General features: G+C 72.1%; 21 protein-coding genes. 8 read left to right on the top strand and 13 right to left on the bottom strand.

What is annotated here, in order from left to right; translation table 11 throughout:
* Nucleotides 1–89 precede the first annotated feature (89 nt).
* The 4 genes from infB to rimP form a co-directional block, all read right to left on the bottom strand.
* Nucleotides 90–3110: a translation initiation factor IF-2 gene (gene infB / locus DLJ58_RS13860; RefSeq protein ID WP_124856476.1), complete on the bottom strand. Its 3021-nt coding sequence runs from the start codon at nt 3108–3110 to the stop codon at nt 90–92.
* A gap of 93 nt (nt 3111–3203) precedes the next feature.
* Nucleotides 3204–3536: a YlxR family protein gene (locus DLJ58_RS13855; RefSeq protein WP_112624296.1), complete on the bottom strand. Its 333-nt coding sequence runs from the start codon at nt 3534–3536 to the stop codon at nt 3204–3206.
* A gap of 16 nt (nt 3537–3552) precedes the next feature.
* The gene (gene nusA / locus DLJ58_RS13850) at nt 3553–4596 is read right to left on the bottom strand and encodes a transcription termination factor NusA (protein ID WP_124856474.1); all 1044 of its coding nucleotides are present in this window, start codon (nt 4594–4596) and stop codon (nt 3553–3555) included.
* A complete protein-coding gene (gene rimP, locus DLJ58_RS13845; RefSeq protein ID WP_124856472.1) occupies nt 4593–5282 on the bottom strand; it encodes a ribosome maturation factor RimP in 690 nt (229 codons plus the stop codon). The genes nusA and rimP overlap by 4 nt, the downstream gene beginning before the upstream one ends.
* A gap of 155 nt (nt 5283–5437) precedes the next feature.
* Between rimP and DLJ58_RS13840 the strand changes: the two genes are divergently transcribed.
* The 7 genes from DLJ58_RS13840 to DLJ58_RS13810 all read left to right on the top strand — a co-directional run bounded on the left by DLJ58_RS13840 (nt 5438) and on the right by DLJ58_RS13810 (nt 12009).
* The gene (locus DLJ58_RS13840) at nt 5438–5965 is read left to right on the top strand and encodes a hypothetical protein (RefSeq protein ID WP_244218930.1); all 528 of its coding nucleotides are present in this window, start codon (nt 5438–5440) and stop codon (nt 5963–5965) included.
* Nucleotides 5962–6399, top strand: coding sequence for a ferritin-like domain-containing protein (locus tag DLJ58_RS13835; RefSeq protein ID WP_124856468.1), 438 nt, complete (start codon nt 5962–5964; stop codon nt 6397–6399). Before DLJ58_RS13840 ends, DLJ58_RS13835 begins: the two co-directional genes overlap by 4 nt.
* Before the next feature lie 53 nt (nt 6400–6452).
* Complete coding sequence (locus DLJ58_RS13830) at nt 6453–7055, top strand: PadR family transcriptional regulator (protein ID WP_124856466.1); 603 nt, start codon at nt 6453–6455, stop codon at nt 7053–7055.
* Nucleotides 7052–7786, top strand: coding sequence for an ABC transporter ATP-binding protein (locus DLJ58_RS13825; RefSeq protein ID WP_225855205.1), 735 nt, complete (start codon nt 7052–7054; stop codon nt 7784–7786). Before DLJ58_RS13830 ends, DLJ58_RS13825 begins: the two co-directional genes overlap by 4 nt.
* Nucleotides 7783–10554 carry an FtsX-like permease family protein gene (locus DLJ58_RS13820; protein ID WP_244218929.1) on the top strand — a complete coding sequence of 924 codons (2772 nt, stop codon included), beginning with the start codon at nt 7783–7785 and terminating at the stop codon, nt 10552–10554. The genes DLJ58_RS13825 and DLJ58_RS13820 overlap by 4 nt, the downstream gene beginning before the upstream one ends.
* A 74-nt stretch (nt 10555–10628) precedes the next feature.
* Nucleotides 10629–11129, top strand: a complete 501-nt coding sequence (locus tag DLJ58_RS13815; protein WP_124856462.1) for a nitroreductase/quinone reductase family protein — start codon at nt 10629–10631, stop codon at nt 11127–11129.
* Nucleotides 11130–11280: 151 nt separating this feature from the next.
* Nucleotides 11281–12009, top strand: a complete 729-nt coding sequence (locus tag DLJ58_RS13810) for a nucleotidyltransferase domain-containing protein (RefSeq protein ID WP_112601981.1) — start codon at nt 11281–11283, stop codon at nt 12007–12009.
* A 6-nt stretch (nt 12010–12015) separates the two neighbouring features.
* On the opposite strand, the gene DLJ58_RS13805 is transcribed toward DLJ58_RS13810, so the two are convergent.
* On the bottom strand, nt 12016–12729 hold the full coding sequence (locus DLJ58_RS13805) for a VIT1/CCC1 transporter family protein (protein ID WP_091400358.1): 714 nt from the start codon (nt 12727–12729) through the stop codon (nt 12016–12018).
* Nucleotides 12730–12784: 55 nt separating this feature from the next.
* Nucleotides 12785–13642 carry a type I methionyl aminopeptidase gene (gene map, locus DLJ58_RS13800; protein ID WP_112586528.1) on the bottom strand — a complete coding sequence of 286 codons (858 nt, stop codon included), beginning with the start codon at nt 13640–13642 and terminating at the stop codon, nt 12785–12787.
* A gap of 95 nt (nt 13643–13737) precedes the next feature.
* Between map and DLJ58_RS13795 the strand changes: the two genes are divergently transcribed.
* Nucleotides 13738–14052 (top strand): STAS domain-containing protein, encoded by a 315-nt coding sequence (locus DLJ58_RS13795; RefSeq protein ID WP_208741077.1) that lies wholly within the window; start codon nt 13738–13740, stop codon nt 14050–14052.
* A gap of 26 nt (nt 14053–14078) precedes the next feature.
* Here the strand turns inward: DLJ58_RS13795 and DLJ58_RS13790 are convergent, their stop codons facing one another.
* The 7 genes from DLJ58_RS13790 to DLJ58_RS13760 all read right to left on the bottom strand — a co-directional run bounded on the left by DLJ58_RS13790 (nt 14079) and on the right by DLJ58_RS13760 (nt 24598).
* Nucleotides 14079–17735, bottom strand: coding sequence for a SpoIIE family protein phosphatase (locus tag DLJ58_RS13790; protein WP_124856460.1), 3657 nt, complete (start codon nt 17733–17735; stop codon nt 14079–14081).
* 193 nt (nt 17736–17928) lie between these two features.
* The gene (locus DLJ58_RS13785; RefSeq protein ID WP_124856458.1) at nt 17929–18480 is read right to left on the bottom strand and encodes a pyridoxamine 5'-phosphate oxidase family protein; all 552 of its coding nucleotides are present in this window, start codon (nt 18478–18480) and stop codon (nt 17929–17931) included.
* Between the two features lie 47 nt (nt 18481–18527).
* Nucleotides 18528–19259: a gamma-glutamyl-gamma-aminobutyrate hydrolase family protein gene (locus DLJ58_RS13780; protein ID WP_124856456.1), complete on the bottom strand. Its 732-nt coding sequence runs from the start codon at nt 19257–19259 to the stop codon at nt 18528–18530.
* A gap of 20 nt (nt 19260–19279) precedes the next feature.
* Nucleotides 19280–20047 carry a 3-oxoacyl-ACP reductase gene (locus DLJ58_RS13775; RefSeq protein WP_030489498.1) on the bottom strand — a complete coding sequence of 256 codons (768 nt, stop codon included), beginning with the start codon at nt 20045–20047 and terminating at the stop codon, nt 19280–19282.
* Nucleotides 20048–20052: 5 nt separating this feature from the next.
* Nucleotides 20053–21399 (bottom strand): aldehyde dehydrogenase family protein, encoded by a 1347-nt coding sequence (locus tag DLJ58_RS13770; RefSeq protein WP_386997767.1) that lies wholly within the window; start codon nt 21397–21399, stop codon nt 20053–20055.
* A gap of 121 nt (nt 21400–21520) precedes the next feature.
* A complete protein-coding gene (locus tag DLJ58_RS13765; RefSeq protein WP_124856452.1) occupies nt 21521–22885 on the bottom strand; it encodes a glutamine synthetase family protein in 1365 nt (454 codons plus the stop codon).
* A 126-nt stretch (nt 22886–23011) separates the two neighbouring features.
* The gene (locus DLJ58_RS13760) at nt 23012–24598 is read right to left on the bottom strand and encodes an amino acid permease (RefSeq protein ID WP_124856450.1); all 1587 of its coding nucleotides are present in this window, start codon (nt 24596–24598) and stop codon (nt 23012–23014) included.
* Between the last annotated feature and the right edge of the window lie 190 nt (nt 24599–24788).

Below are 24788 nucleotides of genomic sequence, written 5' to 3'. Positions count from 1 at the left end.
CCCCGGACGATACCGCCAACCCGCCCCGCATGATCAAGGGGTTTACGCCGAGTCGGCGTAAACCCCTTGATCAGCGTGTCACTGCCGGATCAGGAGCGAACCTTCTCCCGCATCTCGAAGGTCTCGATGACGTCGCCGACCTGGACGTTGTTGTAACCACCCAGGGTCAGACCGCACTCGAAGCCCTCGCGGACCTCGGTGGCGTCGTCCTTGAACCGCTTGAGCGAGGTGATCGTGAGGTTGTCCGCCACGACCGCCCCGTCCCGAAGCAGGCGAGCCTTCGCGTTGCGTCGGATGATGCCCGACCGGACGATGCAACCGGAGATGTTGCCGATCTTGGACGAGCGGAAGACATCGCGGATCTCCGCGCTGCCCAGCTCGGCCTCCTCGTACTCCGGCTTGAGCAGGCCCTTGAGCGCTGCCTCGATCTCCTCGATGGCCTGGTAGATGACGGTGTAGTACCGGATCTCCACGCCCTCGCGGTCGGCCATCTCACGGACCTTGTTCGAGGCCCGCACGTTGAAGCCGATGATCGTGACCGGCTCGGACGAGGCACTCGCGAGCATGACGTTGCTCTCGGTGATCGCGCCGACGCCCCGGTCGAGGACCTTGAGCTGGACCTCCTCGGGGATGTCGAGGTTGAACAGCGCGTCCTCCAGGGCCTCCACCGAACCGGAGACATCGCCCTTGAGGATGAGGTTGAGCGAGGTCTTCTCGCCCTCCTTGAGCTGCTCCATGAGCGTCTCGAGGGTGGCCCGACCACGGGAGTTGGCGAAGGACGCCGCCCGCCGCCGTGCCTGCCGCTGCTCGGCGATCTGCCGCACCGTGCGGTCGTCCGCCGCGGCCAGGAACGTGTCTCCCGCGCCGGGCGGCGCGGTCAGACCCAGCACCATGACCGGACGCGCCGGCCCAGCCTCGGAGAGCTGGTTGCCGTTCTCGTCGAGCATGGCCCGGACCCGGCCGTGCGCCCCACCGGCGACGATCGAGTCGCCCGCCCGCAGGGTGCCCTTCTGCACCAGCACCGTCGCCACCGCACCGCGGCCCTTGTCCAGGTGCGCCTCGATGGCCACACCCTGCGCCGGCCCGTCGATCGGAGCGGTCAGCTCCAGCGACGCGTCGGCGGTCAGCAGGACGGCCTCGAGCAGCTCCTCGATGCCGATGCCCGGCTTGGCTGCCACGTTGACGAACATGGTCTCGCCGCCGTACTCCTCGGCGACCAGGCCGTACTCGGTCAGCTGCTGGCGGACCTTGTCCGGGTTGGCGTCCGGCTTGTCGACCTTGTTGACCGCGACCACGATCGGCACATCGGCCGCCTTGGCGTGGTTCAACGCCTCGATGGTCTGCGGCATCACACCGTCGTCGGCCGCGACGACCAGGATCACGATGTCCGTGACCTGGGCGCCACGAGCACGCATGGCGGTGAACGCCTCGTGACCCGGGGTGTCGATGAAGGTGACCGCCCGGTCCTCGCCCTCGTGCGGGACGTGGACCTGGTAGGCACCGATGTGCTGGGTGATGCCACCCGCCTCACCGGCCACGACGTTCGCCTTACGGATGGCGTCGAGCAGCTTGGTCTTACCGTGGTCGACGTGACCCATGACGGTCACCACCGGCGCACGGCTGACCAGACGCTCCTCGGCCACCTCCGCGTCGAGGTCGATGTTGAACTGCGCGAGCAGCTCGCGGTCCTCGTCCTCCGGGCTGACGATCTGGATGTCGAAGCCCAGGTGCTCACCCAGCAGGTGCAGGGTGTCGTCAGAACACGACTGGGTCGCGGTCACCATCTCGCCCAGGTTGAACATCTCCTGGACCAGCGAACCCGGGTTGGCGTTGATCTTGTCCGCGAAGTCGGACAGCGAGGCGCCACGGGAGAGCCGGACGATCTGACCCTGACCCCGGGGAGCACCCGAGCTCATGGTCGGAGCCGACAGGTTGTCGAACTCCTGTCTGCGCTGCTTCTTGGACTTGCGACCGCGCGTCGGCCGACCACCCGGACGCCCGAAGGCACCCGCGGCGCCGCCGCCACGGCCACGACCGCCCGCACCCGGACGACCGCCGCCACCGGCCGGACCACCCGGACGGAAACCGCCACCGGGAGCACCCGCACCGCCGCCGGGACCGCCACGGTAGCCACCGCCACCGCCGGCACCCGCGCCGCCACCAGGGCCGCCGCGGTAACCGCCGCCACCGCCACCGGCGCCACCGCCGGGACCGCCACGGAAACCGCCGCCACCGCCACCGGGACGACCTGCGCCGCCACCGGGACGACCGGCGCCACCGGGACCGGGGCGACCGGCAGCCGGACGCTGGCTCGGCATGGACGCCGGGCTGGGCCGCGGCGGCATGGAGTTCGGGCTCGGCCGCGGCGGCATACCCGCCGGGCTGTTGGGCCGAGAGCCACCCGCACCGGCGGCCGGGGGCCGCTGCTGCTGGCCACCCTGGATGCCGAACGGGTTGTTACCGGCACCGCGCGCCGGCGGACGACCGCCCGGCCGGGCACCCGGACCGGGAGCCGGCGTGCTCGGACGAGCTGCCGGCGAACCGGGACGGGGCGGCATCGCCGCGGGACCCGGCCGAGGACCGGGCCGGTTACCGCCGTCTGCCGGAGGCTCCCGGCGAACGGGGTTGTCCCGCTGCTGCTGGCGGGCGGCCTGTGCGGCCTTGACCGCGGCCTCCTGCTCAGCCTTCAGCGCGGCGGCACGCGCCTCCGCGGCCGCCACCTCGATGTCGTGGGCACTCGCCGGCTTGGCGACCGGGGTCGCCGTCTGCGGGGCACCGGGAACCGGCCCCTTGGGCTTCGGACCGGGTGCCGGCGCGGCCGGCCGCCGAGGCGGCATCGGCCTGGCCGAGACCCGGGGCGCGCCCGGGGTCGGGGTTGGAGTCGGGGTCGGGTTCGAAGCCGGCGTCGACGCGGGCGCCGACGGGGCGGCCGGAGCCGGGGCTCCGGCGGACGCGACGAATGCGTTACGCAGCCGCCGGGCGACGGGCGCCTCGACGGTGCTGGACGCGGACTTCACGAACTCGCCCATTTCCTTCAGCTTGGCGAGAACGGTCTTACTCTCGACCCCGAGCTCTTTTGCAAGCTCGTGTACGCGGGCCTTGCCTGCCACTGCACTCCTCACTCCGAGGTCGTGCGGGCAGCACCCGCAGCGACCTCACTCGTGCACTTGAAGCCTGGTCATTTCAGGGACTTCATCGTGTGCTCATGTCGGTCGTCCTACCCTGCTAGCGACCCTCGCCCGGTCGGGCTGACCGGACGTAGTGGTTGGCGCATCGACGTGCTCCGCCAGCGCACCGTGGTCGAGGACCTCGGTGCTGCGCAGCGCACGCCCGAAGGCGCGGCGCCGCACCGCCAGCGCGAAGCAGGCCGGATCCGGGTGCATGTTCGCTCCCCGACCCGGCAGCCTGCGGCGCGGATCAGGCCGGAGACTGTGACCAGCCTCGTCCCTGACCGCGACGATCCGCAGCAATTCGCTGGCCGGCGCACGTTGCCGGCAACCCACACAGGTGCGCTCCGGCTGCGCGCGTCGTACCACTGGAGGAAGTCTACCCCTAGCTCCCCGAGATCGCGCCGCCCGGCTCCCGCACGTGATCAGTTACCCCACGCGCGGCCGGCGCCGCCTGCTCCGCATCGGACCGAATGTCGATCCGCCAACCGGTCAATCGGGCCGCGAGTCGGGCATTCTGCCCCTCCCGACCGATCGCCAGCGAGAGCTGGAAATCGGGAACGGTCACCCGGGCGGCCCGGTTGGCCAGGTCGACCACCTCGACCCGCAGCGCCTTGGCCGGCGACAACGCGTTGCCGACGAAGGTGCCCGGGTCGTCCGACCAGTCGATGATGTCGATCTTCTCACCGTGCAGTTCGCTCATCACGGCACGCACCCGCTGACCCATCGGGCCGATGCAGGCGCCCTTGGCGTTCACCCCGGGCACTGTGGAGCGGACGGCGATCTTCGTGCGATGGCCCGCCTCACGGGCGATCGCGCCGATCTCGACGGTGCCGTCGGCGATCTCCGGCACCTCCAGGGCGAAGAGCTTCTTGACCAGAGCCGGGTGCGACCGGGACAGGGTGATCTGCGGCCCGCGCATGCCCTTGGCCACGTGCACCACGACGCAGCGGACCCGCTCGCCGTGCGCGTACCGCTCGCCGGGCACCTGCTCGGACTGCGGCAGCACGCCCTCCAGCTTGCCCAGGTCGACGCTGACGATGCCCTTCTCGGTACGCGTCTCGTGCGCCTGCACCACGCCGGTGACCAGGTCACCCTCGCGGCCGACGTACTCGCCGAAGTGCACCTCGTCGGTGGCCTCCCGCAACCGCTGGAGGATCACCTGCTTGGCGGTCATGGCGGCGATCCGGCCGAAGTCGTGCGGGGTGTCGTCCCACTCCCGCACCAGGCTGCCGTCGGCATCCATCTCCTGCGCGTACACCAGGGCGGCGCCCGATCTGCGGTCGATCTCCACCCGGGCGTGCGGTTCGGCCCCGTCGGTGTGCCGGTAGGCGGTCAGCAACGCGGTCTCGATCGCCGCGAGAATCGTGTCGAACGGGATCTCCCGCTCGCGCTCGAGTGCGCGCAGCGCCGCGAGGTCGATGTTCACCTCTCCTCGTCCTCCACATCATCTTCGTCGTCGATGTCGTCTGAATCGTCGATCTCGTCGGAATCGTCCGCGTCGTCGACTTCGTCGTCCGGCTCACCCAGCTCGGCGAGCCGGGTGAACTCGACCTGCACGCGGCCCGGGCCCAGCTGGGCGTACGCCCAGGCGGCGCGGCCGTCGTCGGTCTCCAGGTGCACGCCCTCGTCGTCGGCCGCGACCACCCGGCCGGTCAGCTGACGGTCACCGGCGGGCTGCTCGCCCCGCTGGCCCGGCAGCGCGGCCGCGCCCCGGGCGGTGACCTTGACCAGTCGACCCACGTTGCGCCGCCAGTGGCGGGGCAGGGTAAGTGGCCGGTCGACGCCGGGCGAGCTGACTTCCAGCTGGTACTCGCCGGCGACGATGTCGCCACCGGTTTCCTCCGCGGCGTCCAGTGCGGCCGAGACCGCGCGGGAGACGTCAGCGACGGCGTCCAGGTCGATCCCGCCGTCGGTGTCCACCATCACCCGCACCACGTGCCGGCGGCCGGCCCGGGAAACCGACAGGTCCTCCAGGTCGTAGCCGGCGTCGTTGACCACCGGCTCGATCACGGCCCGCAGTCGGTCCCGCCGGGCGGCGAGGTCACCGCCGCGCGGGCCCGCAGCACCGCGGGGTCGACCCGTCGGCCTGGTGGCACGGCCACGCTGCGTCATCTCCGCACCCTCTCCCTGGTCGACGGGGACCGGTCGTCCCGCCATGCCGGCACGCCACCGGAGTGGACACGCCGGTGGTTGCGCAGAGCGTAACGCGCCTGCCCGGCGGCGGACCGGGCGGCGCACCGACGCCGGTGACCCCCGGACCGGCACGGATGGTGTTGACTTGGCCGGTGGGGATCGGCAGAACGACGCAGCGCGACCAAGCATCCGGACATTCCCGGCGAAAGCTCCTGAGTGCCGGGGCGCTGCTGGTGCTCGGCGGCGCCGTGACGCCGCTGACCGGCTGTGATCTTTTCGACCGCGACGATCAACCAGCCCCACCGCCCGATCCGCTGCGGCCGATGGTGGACGAGTCACTCGCGCTGGCCGCCGCGTACCGGGCGAGCGCGACCGCCCATCCCGAGCTCGCCGACCGGCTCAACCCGATCGCCGAGACGCACACCGCGCACGCCACCGAGCTGGCCCGGGTGATCGGCGTGACAGTGCCGTCGGCGGCCTCCGCCGCACCGACCACCGCCCCGGCCGCCGATCCGAACGGCGCGCGCGCCGCCCTACGGGCGCTGGAGAAGACCGCCCAGCAGTCCGCCACCGCCGCCTGCGCCGCGGCGCCCGCGGAGCGGGCGGCACTGCTCGGGTCGATCGTCGCCGCCCGGGCAACTCACCAGGAGGCACTGAAGTGAGGCAGCCGTCCGCCGGAGAGGCACTCGCCGCCGCCCTGTCCGCCGAGTACGCGGCCATCTACGCCTACGGACGGATCGGTGTCCGGCTCAGCGGAGCGGCGCGGGACGCGGCACGCCAGGCGGAGGCCGCGCATCGACGCCGGCGCGACGCGCTGGTGGTGCAGCTCACCACGGCCGGCGGCGTCGTCCCGCCGGACCGCGCCGGGTACGCCCTGCCGTTCCCGGTCACCGACCGGGCCAGCGCCCTGCGGCTCGCCGCAGAGGTGGAGGAGCGCACAGCCGCGCACTGGCGAGCCGCCCTGGCGTCCACCACCGGCGCCGACCGGGACCAGGCGCTGGCCGCCCTTGTCGAGTACGCCGTGCGGGCCACCCGGTGGCGGAAGACGGCCGGGCAGACCCCACTGACTGTCCCGTTTCCCGGTCGACCCACCTGAACCCGGTCCACTCCGGTTGCGGTGCGCATACCAGGTATGCATACTCCGTTGCCATGTCCATCCGTCACGGGTTGCTCGCCCTGCTCGAACGCGGCCAGATGTACGGCTACCAGCTGCGCGCCGCGTTCGAGGAGTCGACCGGCTCGACCTGGCCACTGAACATCGGGCAGGTCTACACCACGCTGTCCCGGCTGGAACGGGACGGTCTGGTGCGCCCGCTGCCGGAGAGCGAGGCCGGGCAGCGCCCGTACGAGATCACCGACGCCGGCCGGGCGGACCTGGCGCTGTGGTTCGCCACCCCGATCAGCCGTACCGACCGCCCCCGCGACGAGCTGGCGATCAAGCTGGCACTGGCGCTGACCACCCCCGGGGTCGACGTCCGGTCGGTGGTGCAGGCCCAACGCAGCGCGACGATGCGGGCCCTTCAGGAGTTGACCCGGTTGAAGTACGGCACCAACCGGCCGGAGGACCTTCCCTGGCGCCTCGTGCTGGACTCGATGGTGTTCCAGGCCGAGGCCGAGGTGCGCTGGCTGGACCACTGCGAGACCAGTCTGGTCCGGCACCAACCCAGCGGCCCGGCGCCTCCCGCTCCCCGACCCGATGACGCCGACGCGCGAGACGCGGCTCGATGGACCGGCGAGGAGGCAAGACGGTGAGCGGATCGGACGACGCGGTGCTGGAGCTACGCGCCGTCCACCGCACCCACGGCGCCGGGCCGGCGGCGGTGCACGCGCTGCGCGGCGTCAGCCTGGTCGTCCGGCCCGGCGAATTGGTCGCCGTGATGGGGCCGTCCGGCTCCGGCAAATCGACCCTGCTGGCTCTCGCCGGTGGGTTGGACCGTCCGACCGGCGGCGAGGTCCGGGTCGAGGGGCAACCGCTGGGGGCCCTGGACCGCCGCGGGCTGGCCCAACTGCGCCGCCGTCGGATCGGCTACATCTTCCAGCAGCTCAACCTGCTGGGCAGTCTGAGCGCGCTGGAGAACGTGGCGCTCCCGTTGGAACTCGACGGGACCAGCGGACGTCGGGCCCGCGCACTGGCCATGGCCGCGCTCACCGAGGTGGGCCTGCCCGCGTTGGGTGACCGTTTCCCGGACCAGCTCTCCGGCGGGCAGCAGCAGCGGGTGGCGATCGCCCGCGCGCTGGTGGGCGAACGCCGGCTGGTCCTCGCCGACGAGCCCACCGGGGCGTTGGACTCCCAGACCGGTGAGGCGGTGCTGCACCTGCTGCGCCGCCGGATCGACGCGGGGGCCGCCGGAGTGCTGGTGACCCACGAGGCGCGGCACGCCGGCTGGGCCGACCGGGTGGTGTTCCTCCGCGACGGAGTGCTGGTCGACACGACGGCACCGCTGGGCAGCGTCGAGCAGTTGCTGTCCGGCAGCGACCGGTGACCATTCGCCGTCCGACGCGGGCCCCCGGTCGGGCCGACACCGCGACGCAGCGGCCGGCCGCGCCGCCCGCCCCGGTCGGCCGACGGCGGTTGGCCGAGCTGACCGGCTCCTGGCGGGCGGCCCTGCGGATCGCCCGGCGGGAGTCACGCCGGGCCCGGCGGCGGACCGCCCTGGTGCTCGCGATGATCGCCATGCCGGTCGCGGCGCTGGCTTTCCTGGCGGCGAGCTACGACATGGCCGAGCTGACCCCACAGGAACGCCTCGACCGTCGGCTCGGGGTGGCCGACGCGCAGCTGCAGTGGATCTCCAACGGCCCGGTGGGGCAGGACGAGTGGGGTGAGGGTTGGTACACCCGCGACGGCGAACTCCCCGCAAAGGTCACCGCGGTCCAGCTGACGGCGCTGCTCGGGCCGGGCAGCCGGGTCACCGAGGTGCGTCCGCGCGTCCCGCTGACCCTGCGCGGCCCGCACCGCGACGAGGTGGTGAACGCTCGGGTGCTGGACCTCACCGACCCGTTGGCCCGCGGGCTGGTGCGGTTCCGGGCCGGCCGGGCACCGCAGCAGGCCGGTGAGGTCGCGGTCAGTCCGGTGGCGCTGCGTCGCCTGGATCTGCGCCTGGGCCACGCCGTGGCCGCCGCCGACGGAAGCAGGGCGTACACCGTGGTGGGGGTGGTCGAGTTTCCCGACGACCTCGGACCGGTGGTGGCGCTGCACCCGGGGGCCGCGCCATCGACCGGCCCGGAGCCGGACAGCGTCTGGCTGGCGGACGTGCCGGGCACCGTCGACGCGGCGCTGGTGTCCCGGCTCAACGACCGTGGGGTGGTGGTCACCGCGCGGCACCTCGGCTCGGCCACCGGAGCGGACCGGACACGGCTCGGGTCGATCATGGGGGACAACCCGAACGACCTGAGCACCGGCGTCCTGATCGCCGGCCTCGGGCTGCTGGAGGTCGTCCTGCTGGTCGGGCCGGCCTTCGCCGTTGGAGTCCGTCGCCGTCGACGGGATCTGGCGCTGGTCGCGGTGGCGGGCGGGGACGCCGCCCAGCTTCGCCGGGTCGTGCTGGCCGACGGTGTGGTGTTGGGTGTGCTGGGGGCCGCCGCCGGCCTGCTGGTCGGCGTCGCCGCGGCGTTCGCCGGTCGCCCGCTGATGGAGCAGTACGTCTTCAGCGCCCGTTTCGGCGGCTACCGCTGCTGGCCGAGCGCGCTGGTCCTGCTCGGTGGCGTCGCGGTGCTGGCCGGGGTGCTCGCCGCGCTGGCACCGGCCTGGACCGCCGCCCGGCAGGACGTCAGCGCCGGGCTCGCCGGACGACGCACCCCGGCGAAATCCCCGGGCCGGTGGTTGGCTCTCGGACTGGCACTGGTGGTCGGCGGGGCGGGGCTGGCGGCGTTCGGGGCCACCCGGACTTCCCCGGCGGTGGTTCTCACCGGGCTGATCCTCGGCGAGTTGGGCCTGGTCTGCTGCACGCCCACGCTGCTCGGGGTGCTCGCCCGCCTCGGCCGGGTGTTGCCGCTGGCACCACGGATCGCGCTGCGCGATGCCAGCCGCAACCGGGCCGCCGCGGCACCGGCCATCTGCGCCGTGATGGCCGCCGTCGCCAGCAGCGTCGCCCTCGGCGGATACCTGGCCAGCGACGACGCCCGCGACGAGCGCGCCTACCGGCCGGCGCTGCCGACCGGCCACGTGATGGTCAACCCGGTCGGACCGGCCGGGCAGCCCACGCTGGCCCAGATCACCGACGCGGCCCGAAATCAACTCGGGGTAGGCGCGGTCGCCCCGGTGCAGACACCGCGCTGCGGGGCGGGGCGCACCGGCTACTGCGACATCGCACCGGTGCTCCCGCCGACCCGGGCCTGCCCCTGGCAGCCCGGGGTTCAACTTCCCGCGGCGCAGCGCCAGCAGGCCCGCGCCGATCCCCGCTGCGAGATCCGCGAGGCGGACTACTTCGGCGGCTACGTGGAGCCCGGAGTCGACGACGGGACCGCACTCCCCCTGCTCACCGGCGTGGACCCGGCGACGACCGCCGCCACGGCGGTGCTGCGCGCCGGCGGCGTGGTGGTGACCGACCCGCGCTACCTGCACGACGGCCTGGTGACCGTCCGGATCAGCGAGGTGGAGGCCGGGCCGGACCGGCCGATCACCGTCCACGATCTTCCGGGGTACGCGCTCCCCCGGGCGACGGGCCCGTCCCGTCTGCTGCTGTCGACCGCCGCCGCCCGGCAACTCGGCCTGAGCTGGTCTCAGACCGGCTGGGTGATCGGCACCACGACCCCGCCCGACGAGGAGCAACAGGCACGGTTCGCCGCCGTCCTGCGGCCATTCGGGACGCTCGCGCTGAGCGTGGAGAACGGCGGCGCCCCCCGCGACGTCTCACCGTTGCTCCTGCTGCTCGCGGCAGCGGCCGGACTGATCACCGTCGGGGCGGCCGGAATCGCCACCGCGCTCGCCGCCGCCGAGGGACGCGCCGAGCTGACCACCCTCGCGGCCGTCGGCGCGGCCCCAGCGGTACGCCGGCTGCTGGCGATCTGCCAGGCCGGGGTCATCGCCGGTATCGGTTCGGTGCTCGGCATCGTGGCCGGCCTCGGCACCGCCGCGATCGTGCTGGTATCGGTGAATCGGCAGTACGCCAGTGCCTGGCCGGCATCCGATCCGTACCCCTTTCTGATGCCGTGGCCCGCGCTCGGGGTCCTGGTGCTGGTGCCGGTGGTGGCGATGCTCGGGGCGGGCCTGTTCACCCGGTCCCGACTGCCGATCGAGCGGCGCCTGGACTGACCGATCCGCCGGGCGACCGAAAGGGGACCGCGCGGGGGTGCCGCCGGGGCCGGGCAGCCGGCAGACTGGTCGGCGTGTCAGTGCTCAGGAATGTCGTCCGTCGAGTCGGTCATCGTCGCTGGTTCGGCGCCACCGCGCGCTTGCTGGTTCCGGCCGATCGGATGGTCGGTCGACTCACCCGGGGCCGGGTGGTCGCGCTCGGCCTGCTCCCCTCCCTGGTGATCACCACGACGGGCCGCCGCTCCGGCAAGCCCCGGAGCAATCCGCTGCTCTACGTGCCCGACGGCGACGCGTACGTGGTGATCGGCTCCAACTGGGGGCAGACCCACCACCCCGGCTGGGCGATGAACCTGCTCGCCGATCCCGCCGCCGAGGTGGACGTGAAGGGCCGGCGGGTCGCGGTGCGGGCCGAGCGGGCCTCCGGCGCCGAACGGGACCGGTTGTGGCAGCTGCTGGTCACCGCGTGGCCCGCGTACCACACGTATGTGCAGCGGGCCGGTGGCCGGGAGATCCACATCTTCCGGCTGGCCCCGACCGGGCGCGGCGCGCCCGAAGCTCCGCCGTCGGCTGGCTAGGCTGACGCTCGGTAGCCAGAGCGAGGTGGTCCCGTGAGCGCGAGGCGTGAGCCGGGGTTGCGAGCCCCGCAGCCGCGAACAAAGGCGGTCCCGTGAGCGCGAGGCGTGAGCCGGGGTTGCGAGCCCCGCAGCCGCGAACAGAGCTGGTCCGGTGAGTGAGCTGGCCGGTGTCGACCGGGGCGTCGACGATCGACGGTGGACGGTCGCGGAGCGGGTCGCCGAGGCGGTCCGACGGCGGTTCCCGGCCGATGCGCTCGCGATCGCGGTGCACGGGCCTCTGGCGCACGGGGACGACGACGGCGGCGGGGACCGCGAGGCGGGAATGCTGGTGGTCACCTATCGACCCGGGACGGGCCCGCCGCCGGCGACCCGGCGGGTGGACGGGGTGCTCGTCGATCTGACGGTGGCCGCCGCCGAGGACTATCTGGCCCAGGCCCGGGTGCTCTCCCCGCTCTGGCCGCTGACCGCCGACCGGTACGTCACCACGCAGGCGTTGCACGATCCGACGGGCTGGTTGCGGACGCTGCGCGACGAGCACCTCGGCCGGCTGGCTCGGGCCCGGCCGGCCGAGTTCAGCACCGCGGCCCGCCAGGCGTGGTACCGGGGCAGCGCGGCGCACTCCCGGGCGGCCCGGCTCGCCGAGTGGTACGAGACCGATCAGGCTCTGCTGATGCTCGGTGAGGCCCGGCTGGCGGCGGCCACGGTGAACGGTCTGCTGAGTCGCACCTACTTCCGTGACCCGGGGGACGCGGTGCGGCGTACCGGGTTGGCCGGCGCGGACATGACCGAGGTGGGTGTGGTGCTGGCCCGGCAGGCCGAGGAGTTGGCCGCCCGTGGTCGTGCGGTCGACGGCACGATCGACGAGCTGCTCAGCACCTGAGGCGCGTCACAGCCCGCCCGGTACGCCGATCAGCGAGCCGATCAGGTAGGTGGCGCCGGCCGCCGCGGCGCCCAGCAGCAACTGGCGCAGCCCACTGGTCCACCAGGGACGGTGGGTGAAGCGGGCCACCACGGCACCGGCGGCGAACAGCCCGAGCCCGCCGACGGCGAGCGCCAGCCACAGTTCGGTGGCGCCGAGCAGGTACGGCAGCAGCGGGACCAGCGCGCCGATCGAGAAGAACAGGAACGACGAGATCGCCGCGGCCCACGGGCTGGGCTGGTCGTCGGGGTCTACGCCCAGCTCCTCGCGGACGTGCACCCGCAGCGCCTCCTCCGGGTCGCGCCGCACCGCCTCGGCGACCTGGGTGGCGAGGTCCCGGGGCAGGCCCCGGGCCACCCACGCGTCGGCCAGCTCCCGGGCCTCCGCCTCGGGGTGCCGTTCCAGTTCCCGTCGCTCCTTGGCCACCTCGGCGGCGACCTGCTCGTTGGCGGAGCGCACGCTGGTGTATTCGCCGAGGCCCATGGAGATCGCACCGGCGACGAGGCCGGCACTGCCGGTGAGCACGATGCTGCGGGGCGACACCCCGCCGCCGCCGACGCCGGCGATCAGGGCGATGTTGGTGACCAGGCCGTCCATCGCGCCGAAGACGGCGGGGCGCAGCCAGCCGCCGGAGACGTCCGCGTGGTGCGCCTCGCGCAGCGCCGCTGGGGTGTCGGTCACGGCGCCTGCCCTTCGTTCGCGACTGCGGGACTCCGCTGCGCTGCGTTCCTCGCGCTCACGGCAGGGTCAGAATCTCGTGGCCGTCGTCGGTCACCACGATGGTGTGCTCGAACTGCGCCGTCCACTTCCGGTCCTTGGTGACCACTGTCCATCCGTCGTCCCACATGTCGTACTGGTAGGTGCCGAGGGTGATCATCGGCTCGATGGTGAACGTCATGCCGGGCTCCATGATGTCCGTGGGGCGCGGGCTGTCGTAGTGCGGCACGTAGAGGCCGCTGTGGAAGGCTTCGCCGATGCCGTGGCCGGTGAAGTCGCGGACCACGCCGTAGCCGAACCGCTTGGCGTACGACTCGATGACGCGGCCCACCACGTTGATCTGGCGCCCAGGGGCGACGGCGCGGATGCCGCGCATCATCGCCTCATGGGTCCGCTCGACCAGCAGCCGGGCCTCTTCACTGACCTCGCCGACGCAGAAGGTGGCGTCGGTGTCACCGTGCACCCCACCGATGTACGCGGTCACGTCGACGTTGATGATGTCGCCGTCGGTCAGGACCGTGGTGTCCGGGATGCCATGGCAGATGACCTCGTTGAGGCTGGTGCAGCAGGACTTCGGGAAGCCCTTGTAGCCCAGCGTCGACGGGTACGCGCCGTGGTCGCAGAGGAACTCGTGCACCACCTTGTCGATCTCGTCGGTGGTCACGCCGGGCTTGCAGTGCTCGCCGGCGAGTTGGGTCGCCTGGGCGGCGAGCCGGCTGGCGAGCCGCATCTTCTCGATGGTTTCCGGCGTCTGCACGTGCGAGCCACGCCACTCGCGCGGACGCGCCTTGCCCACGTACTCGGGTCGGGCGATCTGGGGTGGCACCGGTCGCATCGGGGAGAGCGTGCCTGGTGTCAGCGGCGGACGGACGGTCATGCCGCAAGCCTATCGCCGGGGCCGCTGGTGACCCGCGCCACGGCCGCCCGGCGGAGGTTGTTGCCCTGCCAGGGTGGCTGTGCCATGGTGTCAGCGTGGATCAAGGGGGAGCACCGCCCGTCTTCTCCGCCAGCGCCGAGATCGACGGTGACCACCTCCACGTCGTGGTGGCCGGCGAGGTCGACATGGCGACCGCGGACACGATGCTCCAGACGGCGCTGCGCGAGCCCGCCGGGCAGATCACTCTCGACCTGAGTGCGGTCACCTTCTTCGACTCGGCCGCCATCCACGCCCTGGTCCGGCTCGCCCAGGAGTTTCCGGGCCGGCTCACCGTTCGCCCGTCCCGGCAGGTCCGTCGGGTGCTGGAGATCTCCGGCCTCGGCGAGCAGAGCTGGCTCGACCCGGCCTAGGCACCCCGCCGCCGCCGGGCGCGCGGTCAGTCCTGCAACTGCCGGCGCAGCGTCACCTCGGTGCCTTCAGCGGTACGCCGTACCGACAGTTCGCCCAGCGCTCTGATCAGGTCCAGGCCGCGGCCCCGGAAGCCGGAGCCGGTCGACTCCCGCCACTGCCCGCTGTCGCGCACCGTGGCCGTCACCGTCCGATCCTCGATGGCCACCTCCACGCTGATCATGGTCTCGGCGGGGTGGACCGGGTGCTCGATGGCGTTGGCGGCGGCCTCGGAGACGGCAACGGTCAGGTCGAACAGGTCGGTCTCGCCGACGGAGTGCGCGACCAGGAAGTCCTCCAGCCGCTTTCGGAGCATGCTGAGCCGGGTCGGGTCCGCCGGTAGCCGCAGCGCGAAGCGGTTCAGCTCCGTCGCCTCCAGGGCGAGAACCGCCACGTCGTCGCGGCGCGGCCGTCCGGTGACCCGCTCCACGACCGCGTCGATCAGGTCCACCACGTGCTCACTCGGGCTGGCCGCGTCGATGCGCAGCTGGGCCAGTGAGGCATCGATGCCGAGCTGACGGTCCTCGATCAGCCCGTCGGTGTAGAGCAGCAGTCGAGTGCCGGCCGGCAACTCGCCCTCGACCGACTCGTACGTGGTGTTGGGGAGGGCGCCGACCGGTGGACCGAGCGCCCGGTCGTGCAGGAACGCCACGTCACCTCCGGTGATCAACAGTGGGGACGGGTGACCGGCGCTCGCGTACCGCAGTCGACCCGTGCGGGGGTTGAACAGCAGGCAGACCACCGTCGCGAAGGAGCGGCCCTCGGTGGAGCCGACCAGCCGGTTGAGCCGGGTCAGCGACTCACCCGGATCGAAGCCCTCCAGCACGTACGCCCGCAGCGCGTTGCGCAGCTGCCCCATCGCCGCGGCGGCCCGGACTCCCTTACCGACCACGTCGCCGATGACCAGCACCAGCTCGTCGTTCAGCGCGATCGCGTCGTACCAGTCGCCGCCGACCTCGACGTCGGCGCTGCCGGGCAGGTAACGGCTGGCCACCACCGCGCCGGGCAGTTGAGGCAGCGACCGGGGCAGCAGGCTGTGCTGCAGGGTGGTGGCGATGCGGTGTTCGGCTTCGTAGAGCTGGGCGTTCTCCAGTCGCACTCCGACGAGCCGGGCCAGCTGGGTCAACGCGGCGTCGTCGGCCTGCGCCTCGTCGCCGGCTGCCCGCCAGACCTGCAGCTCACCGAGCTGCTTGCCGGTCGTGCCGGTCAGCTCGGTCACGAAGGACGGGTCGGCGGCGGCGGTGCCGCCGCCGTCCGCCTCGAAGCGCGCCTCGGCGGCGGTGACCACCACCCGAGCCGCCTGGGCGAGGCTCAACGCGTGCCGGGCGGCGACCTGGACCACATCGGCGGTGGATCGGGCGGTGTTCACCGCCACCGCCGCGTCGGCCAGCGCCCGGAGCCGGCGGATGATCTGCCCGCGCAGCTGGCCCAGCTCGACGTTGGCCCGGACCCGGGCGATCAGCTCCTGGGCGGAGAACGGCTTGGTGAGGTAGTCGTCGGCGCCGACGGCGAGACCGGCGACGGCCTCCGCGGAGCCGGCGCGGGCGGAGAGCAGCACGATCGGGACATGCCGGGTACGCGGGTCCGCGCGCAGCGCGCTCACCAGCCCGAACCCGTCCAGCCGGGGCATCATCACGTCGGTGAGCACCAGGTCGAACCCGCCCTCGCGGGCCAGCGGCAGGGCATCCAGCCCGTCGTTCGCGGTGACCACGTCCCAGGTCGGGGAGAGCAGCCGACTGACGTGTTCCTGCAGGTCGGCGTTGTCGTCGACGACCAGGATCCGGCCAGCCGAGGTGCCCTTCGCCGGCTGCCGGTCGAGCTCGGGTGCCGACGCGACACCGGCCCACAGCGCGGTCTCCGCCACGAAGAGCCGGGCCTGCTCGGGCTCACCCACGGGCAGCGGGTCGAACGCCGCCACCCGGTCCGCCGGCAGGTGCGCCGAGCCGAACGGAACGGTCACCGTGAAGGTGCTGCCCACGTCGACAGTGCTGGTCAACCCGACCTCACCGCCGTGCATCTCGACCAGTTCCCGGACCAGCGCGAGGCCGATGCCGGTGCCTTCGTGGGTGCGTGCCCGCACGCCGGGCACCCGGTGGAACCGTTCGAAGACGTGCGGCAGTTCGTCCGCCACGATGCCGACGCCGGTGTCGGTCACCTCCAGCCGGGCCGCGCCCTCGACGGCCCGGATCCGCACCCGGATCTCGCCGTCGAACGTGAACTTGACCGCGTTCGACACCAGGTTGAGGACGATCTTCTCCCACATGTCCCGGTCGACGAAGACCGGCGTCGGCAGCGGCGGACAGTCCACCACCAGTCGCAACCCGGCCCGGTCGGTGGCCGAGCGGAAGGTGCTGGCCAGCCGGGCGGTGTAACCGGCGAGGTCGGTGGGCTGGTAGCGGGCGGCGAGCCGACCGGACTCCAGTCGGGAGAAGTCCAGCACTGTGTTGACCAGCTTGAGCAGGCGCAGCGCGTTGCGGTGCATCATGGTGAGCCGGTCGGTTTCGGTGGCGGGCAGCTCCGGGTCGGCCAGCATGTCCTCCAGCGGGCCGAGCACCAGGGTCAGCGGGGTGCGGAACTCGTGGCTGACGTTGGCGAAGAAGTTGGTCTTCGCCCGGTCCAGCGCGGCCAACTCGGCGGCGCGGGCCCGTTCCTGCTCGTACGCCCGCTGGGTGCCGACCGCCCGGGAGATCTGGGCGGCGACCAGGCCGAGGAAGTCGCGGTAGTCGTCGCTGAGCGGCAGCTGACGGGCCACGCCGACGACCAGCGCGCCGACCGTCTGGTTGGTCGCCGTGAGCGGCAGCACGAGGGCCTGGTCGGCGGCGTCGACAGGCGACGCGTCGAGCAGAGCGGCCACCTCGATCGTGGCGGGCGCGCCGTCGGGGGTCAGCCGGGCCACCAACTGCGCGGTGACATCGACGGCGGGCGGGGTGGTGCCGGTGCAGCCGGCCAGGGTGAGCTGGTCGTTGTCGTCAGCCAGATAGATCAGGGCGAACGGCACGTCCGCCCGGTGCCGGCCGAGCACCCCGGCGGCGGTCCGACCCAGTTCCGTGGCGCTGCCGATATCGGTCAGCTCGGCACCCAGCTCGGACAGCGCTCGCAGTCGACGCTCGCCGAGCACCCGCCCGGTGGTCTCGCTGACGATGCAGTAGACGCCACTGACCGAGCCGTCGTCTCCCCGGATCGGGTCGTACGAAACGTTGAAGTAGGTCTGCTCGACGAAGCCGTAACGGTCCAGCAGAAAGGGATGGTCCTCGCCCCGGTAGGAGCGGCCGGTGCTCCGGACGCTGTCGAGCAGCGGGCCGAGCACCGACCAGGTCTCCGCCCAGTTCGCGCGGGCCGGTTGGCCGATCACGTCCGGGTGTTTGCCGCCGATGGTCGGCCGGTAGGCGTCGTTGTAGAAGGCCAACTGCTCGTCGCCCCAGAACATGACGATCGGCGCGCTGGAGGCGAGCATCATGCCGACCGCGTTGGAGAGCGTCGGGGGCCACTGACCTGGCTCACCCAGCGGCCCGGAGGACCAGTCGAAGGAGGCCAACCGCTCGCCCATCTCGCCGCCGGCCGCGAACGCGGCCGCCAGCATCGGCGGGGTCTCGTGACCGGACAGGGCGGGATGCCCGATGTCCGCGCCCCCCTGGGCCGAGCTCATGCAGCCTCCCGCTCCGGCCGTACCCCTCGACCGTTGATCTTCACCCGCCGTGCTCCGACTTGTACCCCAGCGGACCAGGAACGTAACGCATCACGAGCGACGGACGCTGTTTACGGAAGCCTGGGTAGTCGGGCACCGGACAGCGCGGGTGAACGGCGGCGTCGAACAGCGGCGGCCGGAACGCTCTGACGAGTCAGAAGACCGGCAGACCGTCGATGCTTGCCGCGTTCCTGGTGACCCGGTAGGCGACCAGATCATCGGCGCTGCGGCGAGAGTGTGAGACGAGTAACAGATCACGTTCGGCCCGGAAGTCCATCAAGGGCACCGCGTATCCGCAGGAGTCACTGACCCGCTCCACCTCGACGGTGATGACCGCCCGGACGGCGTGCACGTCCGGCGGCGAGGGAAACTCGGCGAGCCGATCGGCGAAGGCGTCCTCGGTGACCGCGACGCTGCTGCCCCGACCGTGCAACCGGACGATCTTCGGCGGACCGTCGAAGGCACAGAACATCAGCGTGATCCGGCCGTTGTCCCGCAGGTGGGCGATGGTCTCCGCCCCACTGCCGTGATAGTCGAGGTAGGCCACCCGGTGCGGGCCGAGGATCACGAACGTGCCCCGCATGCCCTTCGGAGACACGTTGACATGCCCCTCGACCCCCGACGGGGCGGTCGCCACGAAGAAGAGCGGCTGCGCCACGATGAAGTCACGCAGTCGGCCGTCGATTTCCGGATAAACCTTGCCCATGTGCCGATCCTCCCACCGGTGCCATCGACGGGCGGGGGCGATCTCAGTCACACCCGCCGGCCGGCGGCCTGCACCAACGCAGTGATCGGGCGGGGATCCGACTCGTTCTCCGGATGCCACTGCACTCCGAGCACGAACGGCAGGGCCGGGTCCTCCACCGCCTCGACCACGCCGTCCCCCGCCCAACCGGTCACCGTGAGCCGGCCAGGATCGGCGACCGCCTGATGGTGGTACGAGTTGACCTGGTCGACCCCGGCCAGCACCGAGGCGGCCAGGCTCCCCGGCGCGAACCGCACCGCGTGCGCCCCGTACACGCCCGGCGCCGGGCGGTGCGCCTCGTGACCCACCACATCGGGCAGGTGCTGGTGCAGCGTGCCGCCGTACGCGACCGCGAGCAACTGCATCCCCCGACACACGCCCAGCACCGGCACCTCGGCGGCGAGCGCGGCGGCCAACACTGTCAACTCGCCGGCGTCCCGGTCCGGCCGATCCTCGGTACGAGGTTCGGGCGACTGGCCGTACCGCCCCGGGCCGACGTCCGCGCCACCGGCCAACAGCAACCCGTCGAGGACGGCCACCACGTCCGCGTCCACGTCGTCCGGTGGCAGCACCACCGCCCGGCCACCCGCGGCCGCCACCGCCCGCGAGTACGCCTCGGGCACCAGCACCGCCCGCACACCCCGCCAGACCGCCCAGTCGGCGGGTTCGACGTACGCGCTGACCCCGATCAGCGGCCGCCGGCTCCGGGCTGGCCGGGTTCGCGACTGCGGGTCTCGCAAACCCGGCTCACTCGTCGCGCTCACAGCGGCGTGACGTAGGCGCCCGTGATGCCGCCGTCGACCACGAACTGCGCGGCGGTCATGAACGAGGCGTCGTCGCTGGCCAGGAACGCCACAGCGGCGGCGATCTCCTCCGGCTGCCCGAAGCGTCCCATCGGCACGTGCACCAGGCGACGGGCGGCCCGCTCCGGGTCGGCGGCGAAGAGTTCCAGCAGCAACGGGGTGGCCACCGGGCCCGGACAGAGGGCGTTGACCCGGATGCCCTCACGGGCGAACTGCACACCCAACTCCCGGGTCATCGCCAGCACCCCGCCCTTGCTCGCGGTGTACGCGATCTGCGACGTGGCCGCACCCATCAACGCCACGAACGAGGCCGTGTTGATGATCGAGCCCTTGCCCTGTCGACGCATGTGCGGAATGGCGTACTTGCAGCACAGGTAGACGCTCGTGGTGTTGACCCGCAACACCCGCTCCCACGCGTCCAGGCCGGTGTCCAGGATGGAGTCGTCGTCCGGCGGTGAGATGCCGGCGTTGTTGAACGCGATGTCGACCCGGCCGTGCCGGTCGGCCACCCCGTCGAACAGGTCGCGGACCGCCGACTCGTCGGCCACGTCGGTGGCCACGAACTCTCCGCCGCACTCCTCGGCGGCCTTCGTACCGGCCGCCGCGTCGATGTCCACGCACACCACCCGGGCCCCCTCGGCGGCGAACCGCCGCACGGTGGCCAGCCCGATGCCACTGCCCGCTCCGGTGACCACTGCCACCCGGTCCTGCAACCGACCCTGCACTGGCGTCACTCCTCCGTCGCGATGAACACGTTCTTGACGTCCGTGAAGGAGTGCAACGCGTCCGGGCCCAGCTCGCGGCCGAGCCCGGAGCGCTTCATCCCGCCGAACGGGGTCCAGTAGCGCACCGAGGAGTGCGAGTTGACGCTGAGGTTGCCCGAGTCGACGGCGCGGGCCAGGCGCAGGGCCCGACCCACGTCCCGGGTCCAGATCGAGCCGGAGAGGCCGTACTCGGTGTCGTTGGCGAGCCGGACCGCGTCCGCCTCGTCGTCGAACGGCAGCACCGAGACCACCGGGCCGAAGATCTCCTCCCGCCAGTGCCGGTCGGCCGGCGAGTCGGCCAGCAGCACGGTCGGCGCGTGCCAGAACCCGGGGCCGTCGGGGCAGGAGCCGGTGAAAGCTACAGTCGCCCCGGCGAGGTAACCGGCTACCCGGTCCCGTTGGGCGGCGGAGATCAGCGGGCCCATCTCGGCGGTGTCGCGGGACGGGTCCTCCACCCGCACCGCGCGTACCGCCGGTTCGAGCAGTTCCAGGAACCGGTCGTACACCGAACGCTGGACCAGGATCCGCGACCGTGCGCAGCAGTCCTGGCCGGCGTTGTCGAAGACCGCGCCCGGCGCGGTCGCGGCGGCGCGTTCCAGGTCGGCGTCGGCGAACACGATGTTCGCGCTCTTGCCGCCCAACTCCAGGGTGAGTCGCTTCACCTGGGCGGCGCAGCCGGCCATGATCCGGGTGCCGACCTCGGTGGAGCCGGTGAAGCAGATCTTGCGGACCGCCGGGTGGGTGACGAACCGCTCCCCCACCACCGAGCCTTCGCCCGGGATGACGGTGAAGACGCCGTCGGGCAGGCCGGCCTCGCGGGCCAACTCGGCCAGGCGCAGTGCGGTGAGCGGGGTCAACTCGGCGGGCTTGAGCACCACGGTGTTGCCGGCGGCGAGCGCCGGGGCGAACCCCCAGGCGGCGATCGGCATCGGGAAGTTCCAGGGCACGATCACGCCGACCACACCGAGTGGCTCGTGGAAGGTGACGTCCAACCCGCCGGGCACCGGGATCTGCCGCCCGGTCAAGCGCTCGGGCGCGCCGGCGTAGTAGTCCAGGACGTCGCGGACGTTGCCCGCCTCCCACCGGGCGTTGCCGACGGTGTGCCCGGAGTTGCGCACCTCCAGCACTGCCAATTCGTCCAGATGCGCGTCGACCACGGCGGCGAACCGCCGCAGCAGCCGGGCCCGGTCCCCCGCCCCCACCTGACGCCAGGTCTCGAATGCGGCTGCCGCCCGCGCGATGGCCGCGTCAACCTCGTCCACAGAGGCCGCAGCAACCTCCCGAAACCCGACCCCACGCGCCGGGTCCACCAGAACCGTCACACCCTCACCCCTTGCGCGATCTTGCAGTTACTGCTCCGACAAGAGCCGTGAATCGCCACGAACCACCGACAGAAAATGCAAGATCGCGGGAGCCAGGGCGGGAGGCACGTGGTCAGAGGCGTTCGAAGCCACGCTTGAGCTCCCAGTCCGTCACAGCGGCGTCGAAGGCGGCCAGCTCGACCCTCGCCTGGTTTGCGTAGTGGGCCACCACCTCGGCGCCGAACGCCTCCCGGGCCACCGTCGACTCCTCCCACAGGGCGAGAGCGTCGCGCAACGTGCCGGGGACGCGTTCGGCCTCCGGGTCGTCGTACGCGTTGCCGGTGCACTCCGCACCCAGCTCCAGCTCGCCGTCGATGCCGTGCAGCGCCCCGGCGACCAGCCCGGCGATCGCCAGGTACGGGTTGACGTCAGCGCCGGGCACACGGTTCTCCACGCGCATGCCCTGCCCGTGCCCGACCACCCGCAGCGCGCAGGTGCGGTTGTCGACACCCCAGCGCAGCGCGGTCGGGGCGAACGATCCCGGCTGGTAGCGCTTGTAGGAGTTGATGTTCGGGGCGAAGAGCAGGCTGAACTCGCGCATGGTGGCCAGCAGCCCGGCGAGCACCCGCTGCCCGGTCTGCGACAGGTGCGCCGGTCCGTCGCCGAGCATCGCCGACGAGCCGGACTGGTCCCGCAGTGAGAAGTGGATGTGGCAGGAGTTGCCCTCCCGCTCGTTCGGCTTGGCCATGAAGGTGATCGCCATCCCCTCCTGGGCGGCGATCTCCTTGGCGCCGTTCTTGTAGATGACGTGGTGGTCAGCGCAGGCCACCGCCTCGTCGTACCGGAAGGCGATCTCGTGTTGCCCGAGGTTGCACTCGCCCTTGGCGCTCTCCGGGGTGAGCCCGGCGCCGGCCATCTCGACGCGGATGCGGCGCAGCAGCGGCTCAACCCGGGCGGTGCCGAGCAGCGAGTAGTCGACGTTGTACTGGTTGGCCGGGGTGAGGTCGCGGTAGCCACGCTGCCAGGCGTCCTCGTACGAGTCGCGGAACAGCACGAACTCCAACTCGGTGCCGGCGTACGCGGTCAGCCCGTGCTCGGCCAGCCGGTCCAGCTGCCGGCGCAGGATCTGCCGGGGCGAGGCGACCACGTCACCCGAGCCGTCGAGCCAGGTCAGGTCGGCCAGCAGCAGGGCGGAGCCGGGCTGCCAGGGCACCCGGCGCAACGTGGCGAAGTCCGGCACCATCGCGAAGTCGCCGTAGCCGCGTTCCCAGCTCGACATCGCGTACCCGTCGACGGTGTTCATGTCGACGTCCACGGCGAGCAGGTAGTTGCAGCCCTCGCTGCCGCCCTCCACCACCTGGTCGAGGAAGAAGGGCGCGTGGAACCGCTTGCCCTGCAACCGGCCCTGCATGTCGACGAGGGCCAGCACCACGGTGTCGATCTCACCCTCGGCGACGGCGACCCGCAGTTGTTCCAGCGTGAGCGGAGCTTTCCTCATTCGCGGGCCTCCATCACCAAGGTCTACTGGCAAACCGGATCACCGTCAATGCCCCCGGCGGCACGTGCGGCAAACCCGACCGACGGCCGGCGGGACGGCCGCACCGCCCGTCCCGCCGGGTGTCGATCAGACCGGGCCGTCGGCCCGCGCCGGGTCGGCTGCCACCGCGGGTTCCTCGACGGTACGAACCGGGCCGGTGAACCACTTGCGGGCCGAGGCGTACCACCAGACGGCGACCAGCAGTAGCACCCCGCCGACGGCGAGCGGCGCGTAGTTCACCGCCGACCAGGTGAACTCGTCGTTGCCGGGCACTCCGGCGGGCACGATCGGCAGCACGAAGTAGACGGCGATGATCGCGATCTCGATCACCGCGATCCAGCCGAGCAGCTTGTACTTGCGCCCCAGCGTCCACGGCCCCGGGACGAACCGGTCGCCCATCCGCAGTCGGAGCGCGATCGGAATGAGGAACGACAGGTAGAGCCCGAGCACCGCGACGGAGACCACTGCGTAGAAGGCGATCGGGATACCGGCGGAGCTCTCGTACAGCGCCGGCAGGGTCAGCACCAGGCCGGCCAGGGTGGCGCCGATGATCGCGTTGACCGGGGTGCCGTTGCGGTCGACCCTCGACCAGAGCCGCCATCCGGGTACGGCACGGTCCCGGCTGAACGCGTACGCCATCCGGCTCATCGAGGTCACGCAGCTCATGCCGCAGAAGAACTGGCCGATGGTCGAGATGATGATGACGATCTTGAAGAAGACCGGGGTCAGCGCGGACTCGAAGATGGCGCCGGAGAAGCCGCCCGCGGCGTTGACCGCCTCGACGTCGGTGGCCGCGAAGAGAAACGCCAGCAGCAGGATCCAGCCGCCGACCGCCGAGTAGAAGATCGACTGCCAGAGTCCGCGGGCCGCAGCCTGGGAGGCACCCCGGGTCTCCTCGGAGACGTGCGCGCAGGCGTCGAAGCCGGTGATCGTGTACTGGGTCAGCAGGAAGCCCAGCGGCAGCACGTAGAACCAGAACGTCAGCCCGCCGATGTCCCCGTCGCCGAAGCCGGAGTTGTTGAACCGCTCGGTGAACACGAACTGGAAGCTCTGGTGGTTGTCGGGTACGAAGACCAGGATGGCGACCACGACGGCCGCGCCGGCCACGTGCCACCAGACCGACACGTTCTGGAGTACGTCGATGATCCGGTGCCCGAAGATGTTGATCAGCCCGTGCAGCACCAGGATGATCACGAAGAGGACGAACGCCTGACGCAACGTCCCGGCCCAGCCGTCGAAGAGCGCCGACAGGGTGAGGTTGAGGAACGTCGCACAGCCGTAGTCCACCGAGGCGGTGACCGCCACCAGACCGATCAGGTTCAGCCAGCCGGTGAACCAGCCGTGCACCGGGCGGCCCATGGTGGCCGCCCACCAGTAGATCCCACCCGCGGTCGGGTACGCCGACACCAGCTCCGCCATGCAGAAGCCGATGATCAGGATGAACAGCGAGATCAGCGGCCAGCCCCAGGAGATGGCGACCGGCCCGCCGTTGTTCCACGCCTGACCGAAGGTGGTGAAACAGCCGGCCAGGATCGAGATGATCGAGAAGGAGATGGCGAAGTTGGAGAAGCCACTCCACTTACGGCGCAACTCCTGTTTGTAGCCGAGTTCGGCGAGCCGTCGGGCGTCGTCGTCCAAAGGTTGCTCGGCGGTCGGCACGGGCGTCGTGGCCACTGCACACCTCCCTGAGGTGGTTCCGCGTGCGAGTGGGCAAAGTGTCGACCCGGCGGATCAAGGCGGTCAATACGTAGTCGGGTGGGATTCTCACCGCCGTAGGGCTAATTGCGTTGCCGACCGGCCGCCCCGGCCGGCATCCTGGACCAGTGACCAGGCCCGACAAGGGCCCACCCCGGGCGCTCGGACC

Source organism: Micromonospora arida, assembly GCF_003857035.1.
GTDB lineage: Bacteria > Actinomycetota > Actinomycetes > Mycobacteriales > Micromonosporaceae > Micromonospora > Micromonospora arida.
The sequence above is the reverse complement of the archived record's forward strand: the minus strand, read 5'-3'. Positions and strand labels throughout refer to the sequence as shown.

Bases quoted from the DNA above. Each gene is read 5' to 3' on its own strand.
- rimP (WP_124856472.1), bottom strand. From the start codon at position 5,282: ATGACGCAGCGTGGCCGTGCCACCAGGCCGACGGGTCGACCCCGCGGT.
- DLJ58_RS13840 (WP_244218930.1), top strand. From the start codon at position 5,438: ATGGTGTTGACTTGGCCGGTGGGGATCGGCAGAACGACGCAGCGCGAC.
- DLJ58_RS13830 (WP_124856466.1), top strand. From the start codon at position 6,453: ATGTCCATCCGTCACGGGTTGCTCGCCCTGCTCGAACGCGGCCAGATG.
- map (WP_112586528.1), bottom strand. From the start codon at position 13,642: ATGACCGTCCGTCCGCCGCTGACACCAGGCACGCTCTCCCCGATGCGA.
- DLJ58_RS13790 (WP_124856460.1), bottom strand. From the start codon at position 17,735: ATGAGCTCGGCCCAGGGGGGCGCGGACATCGGGCATCCCGCCCTGTCC.
- DLJ58_RS13785 (WP_124856458.1), bottom strand. From the start codon at position 18,480: ATGGGCAAGGTTTATCCGGAAATCGACGGCCGACTGCGTGACTTCATC.
- DLJ58_RS13765 (WP_124856452.1), bottom strand. From the start codon at position 22,885: ATGAGGAAAGCTCCGCTCACGCTGGAACAACTGCGGGTCGCCGTCGCC.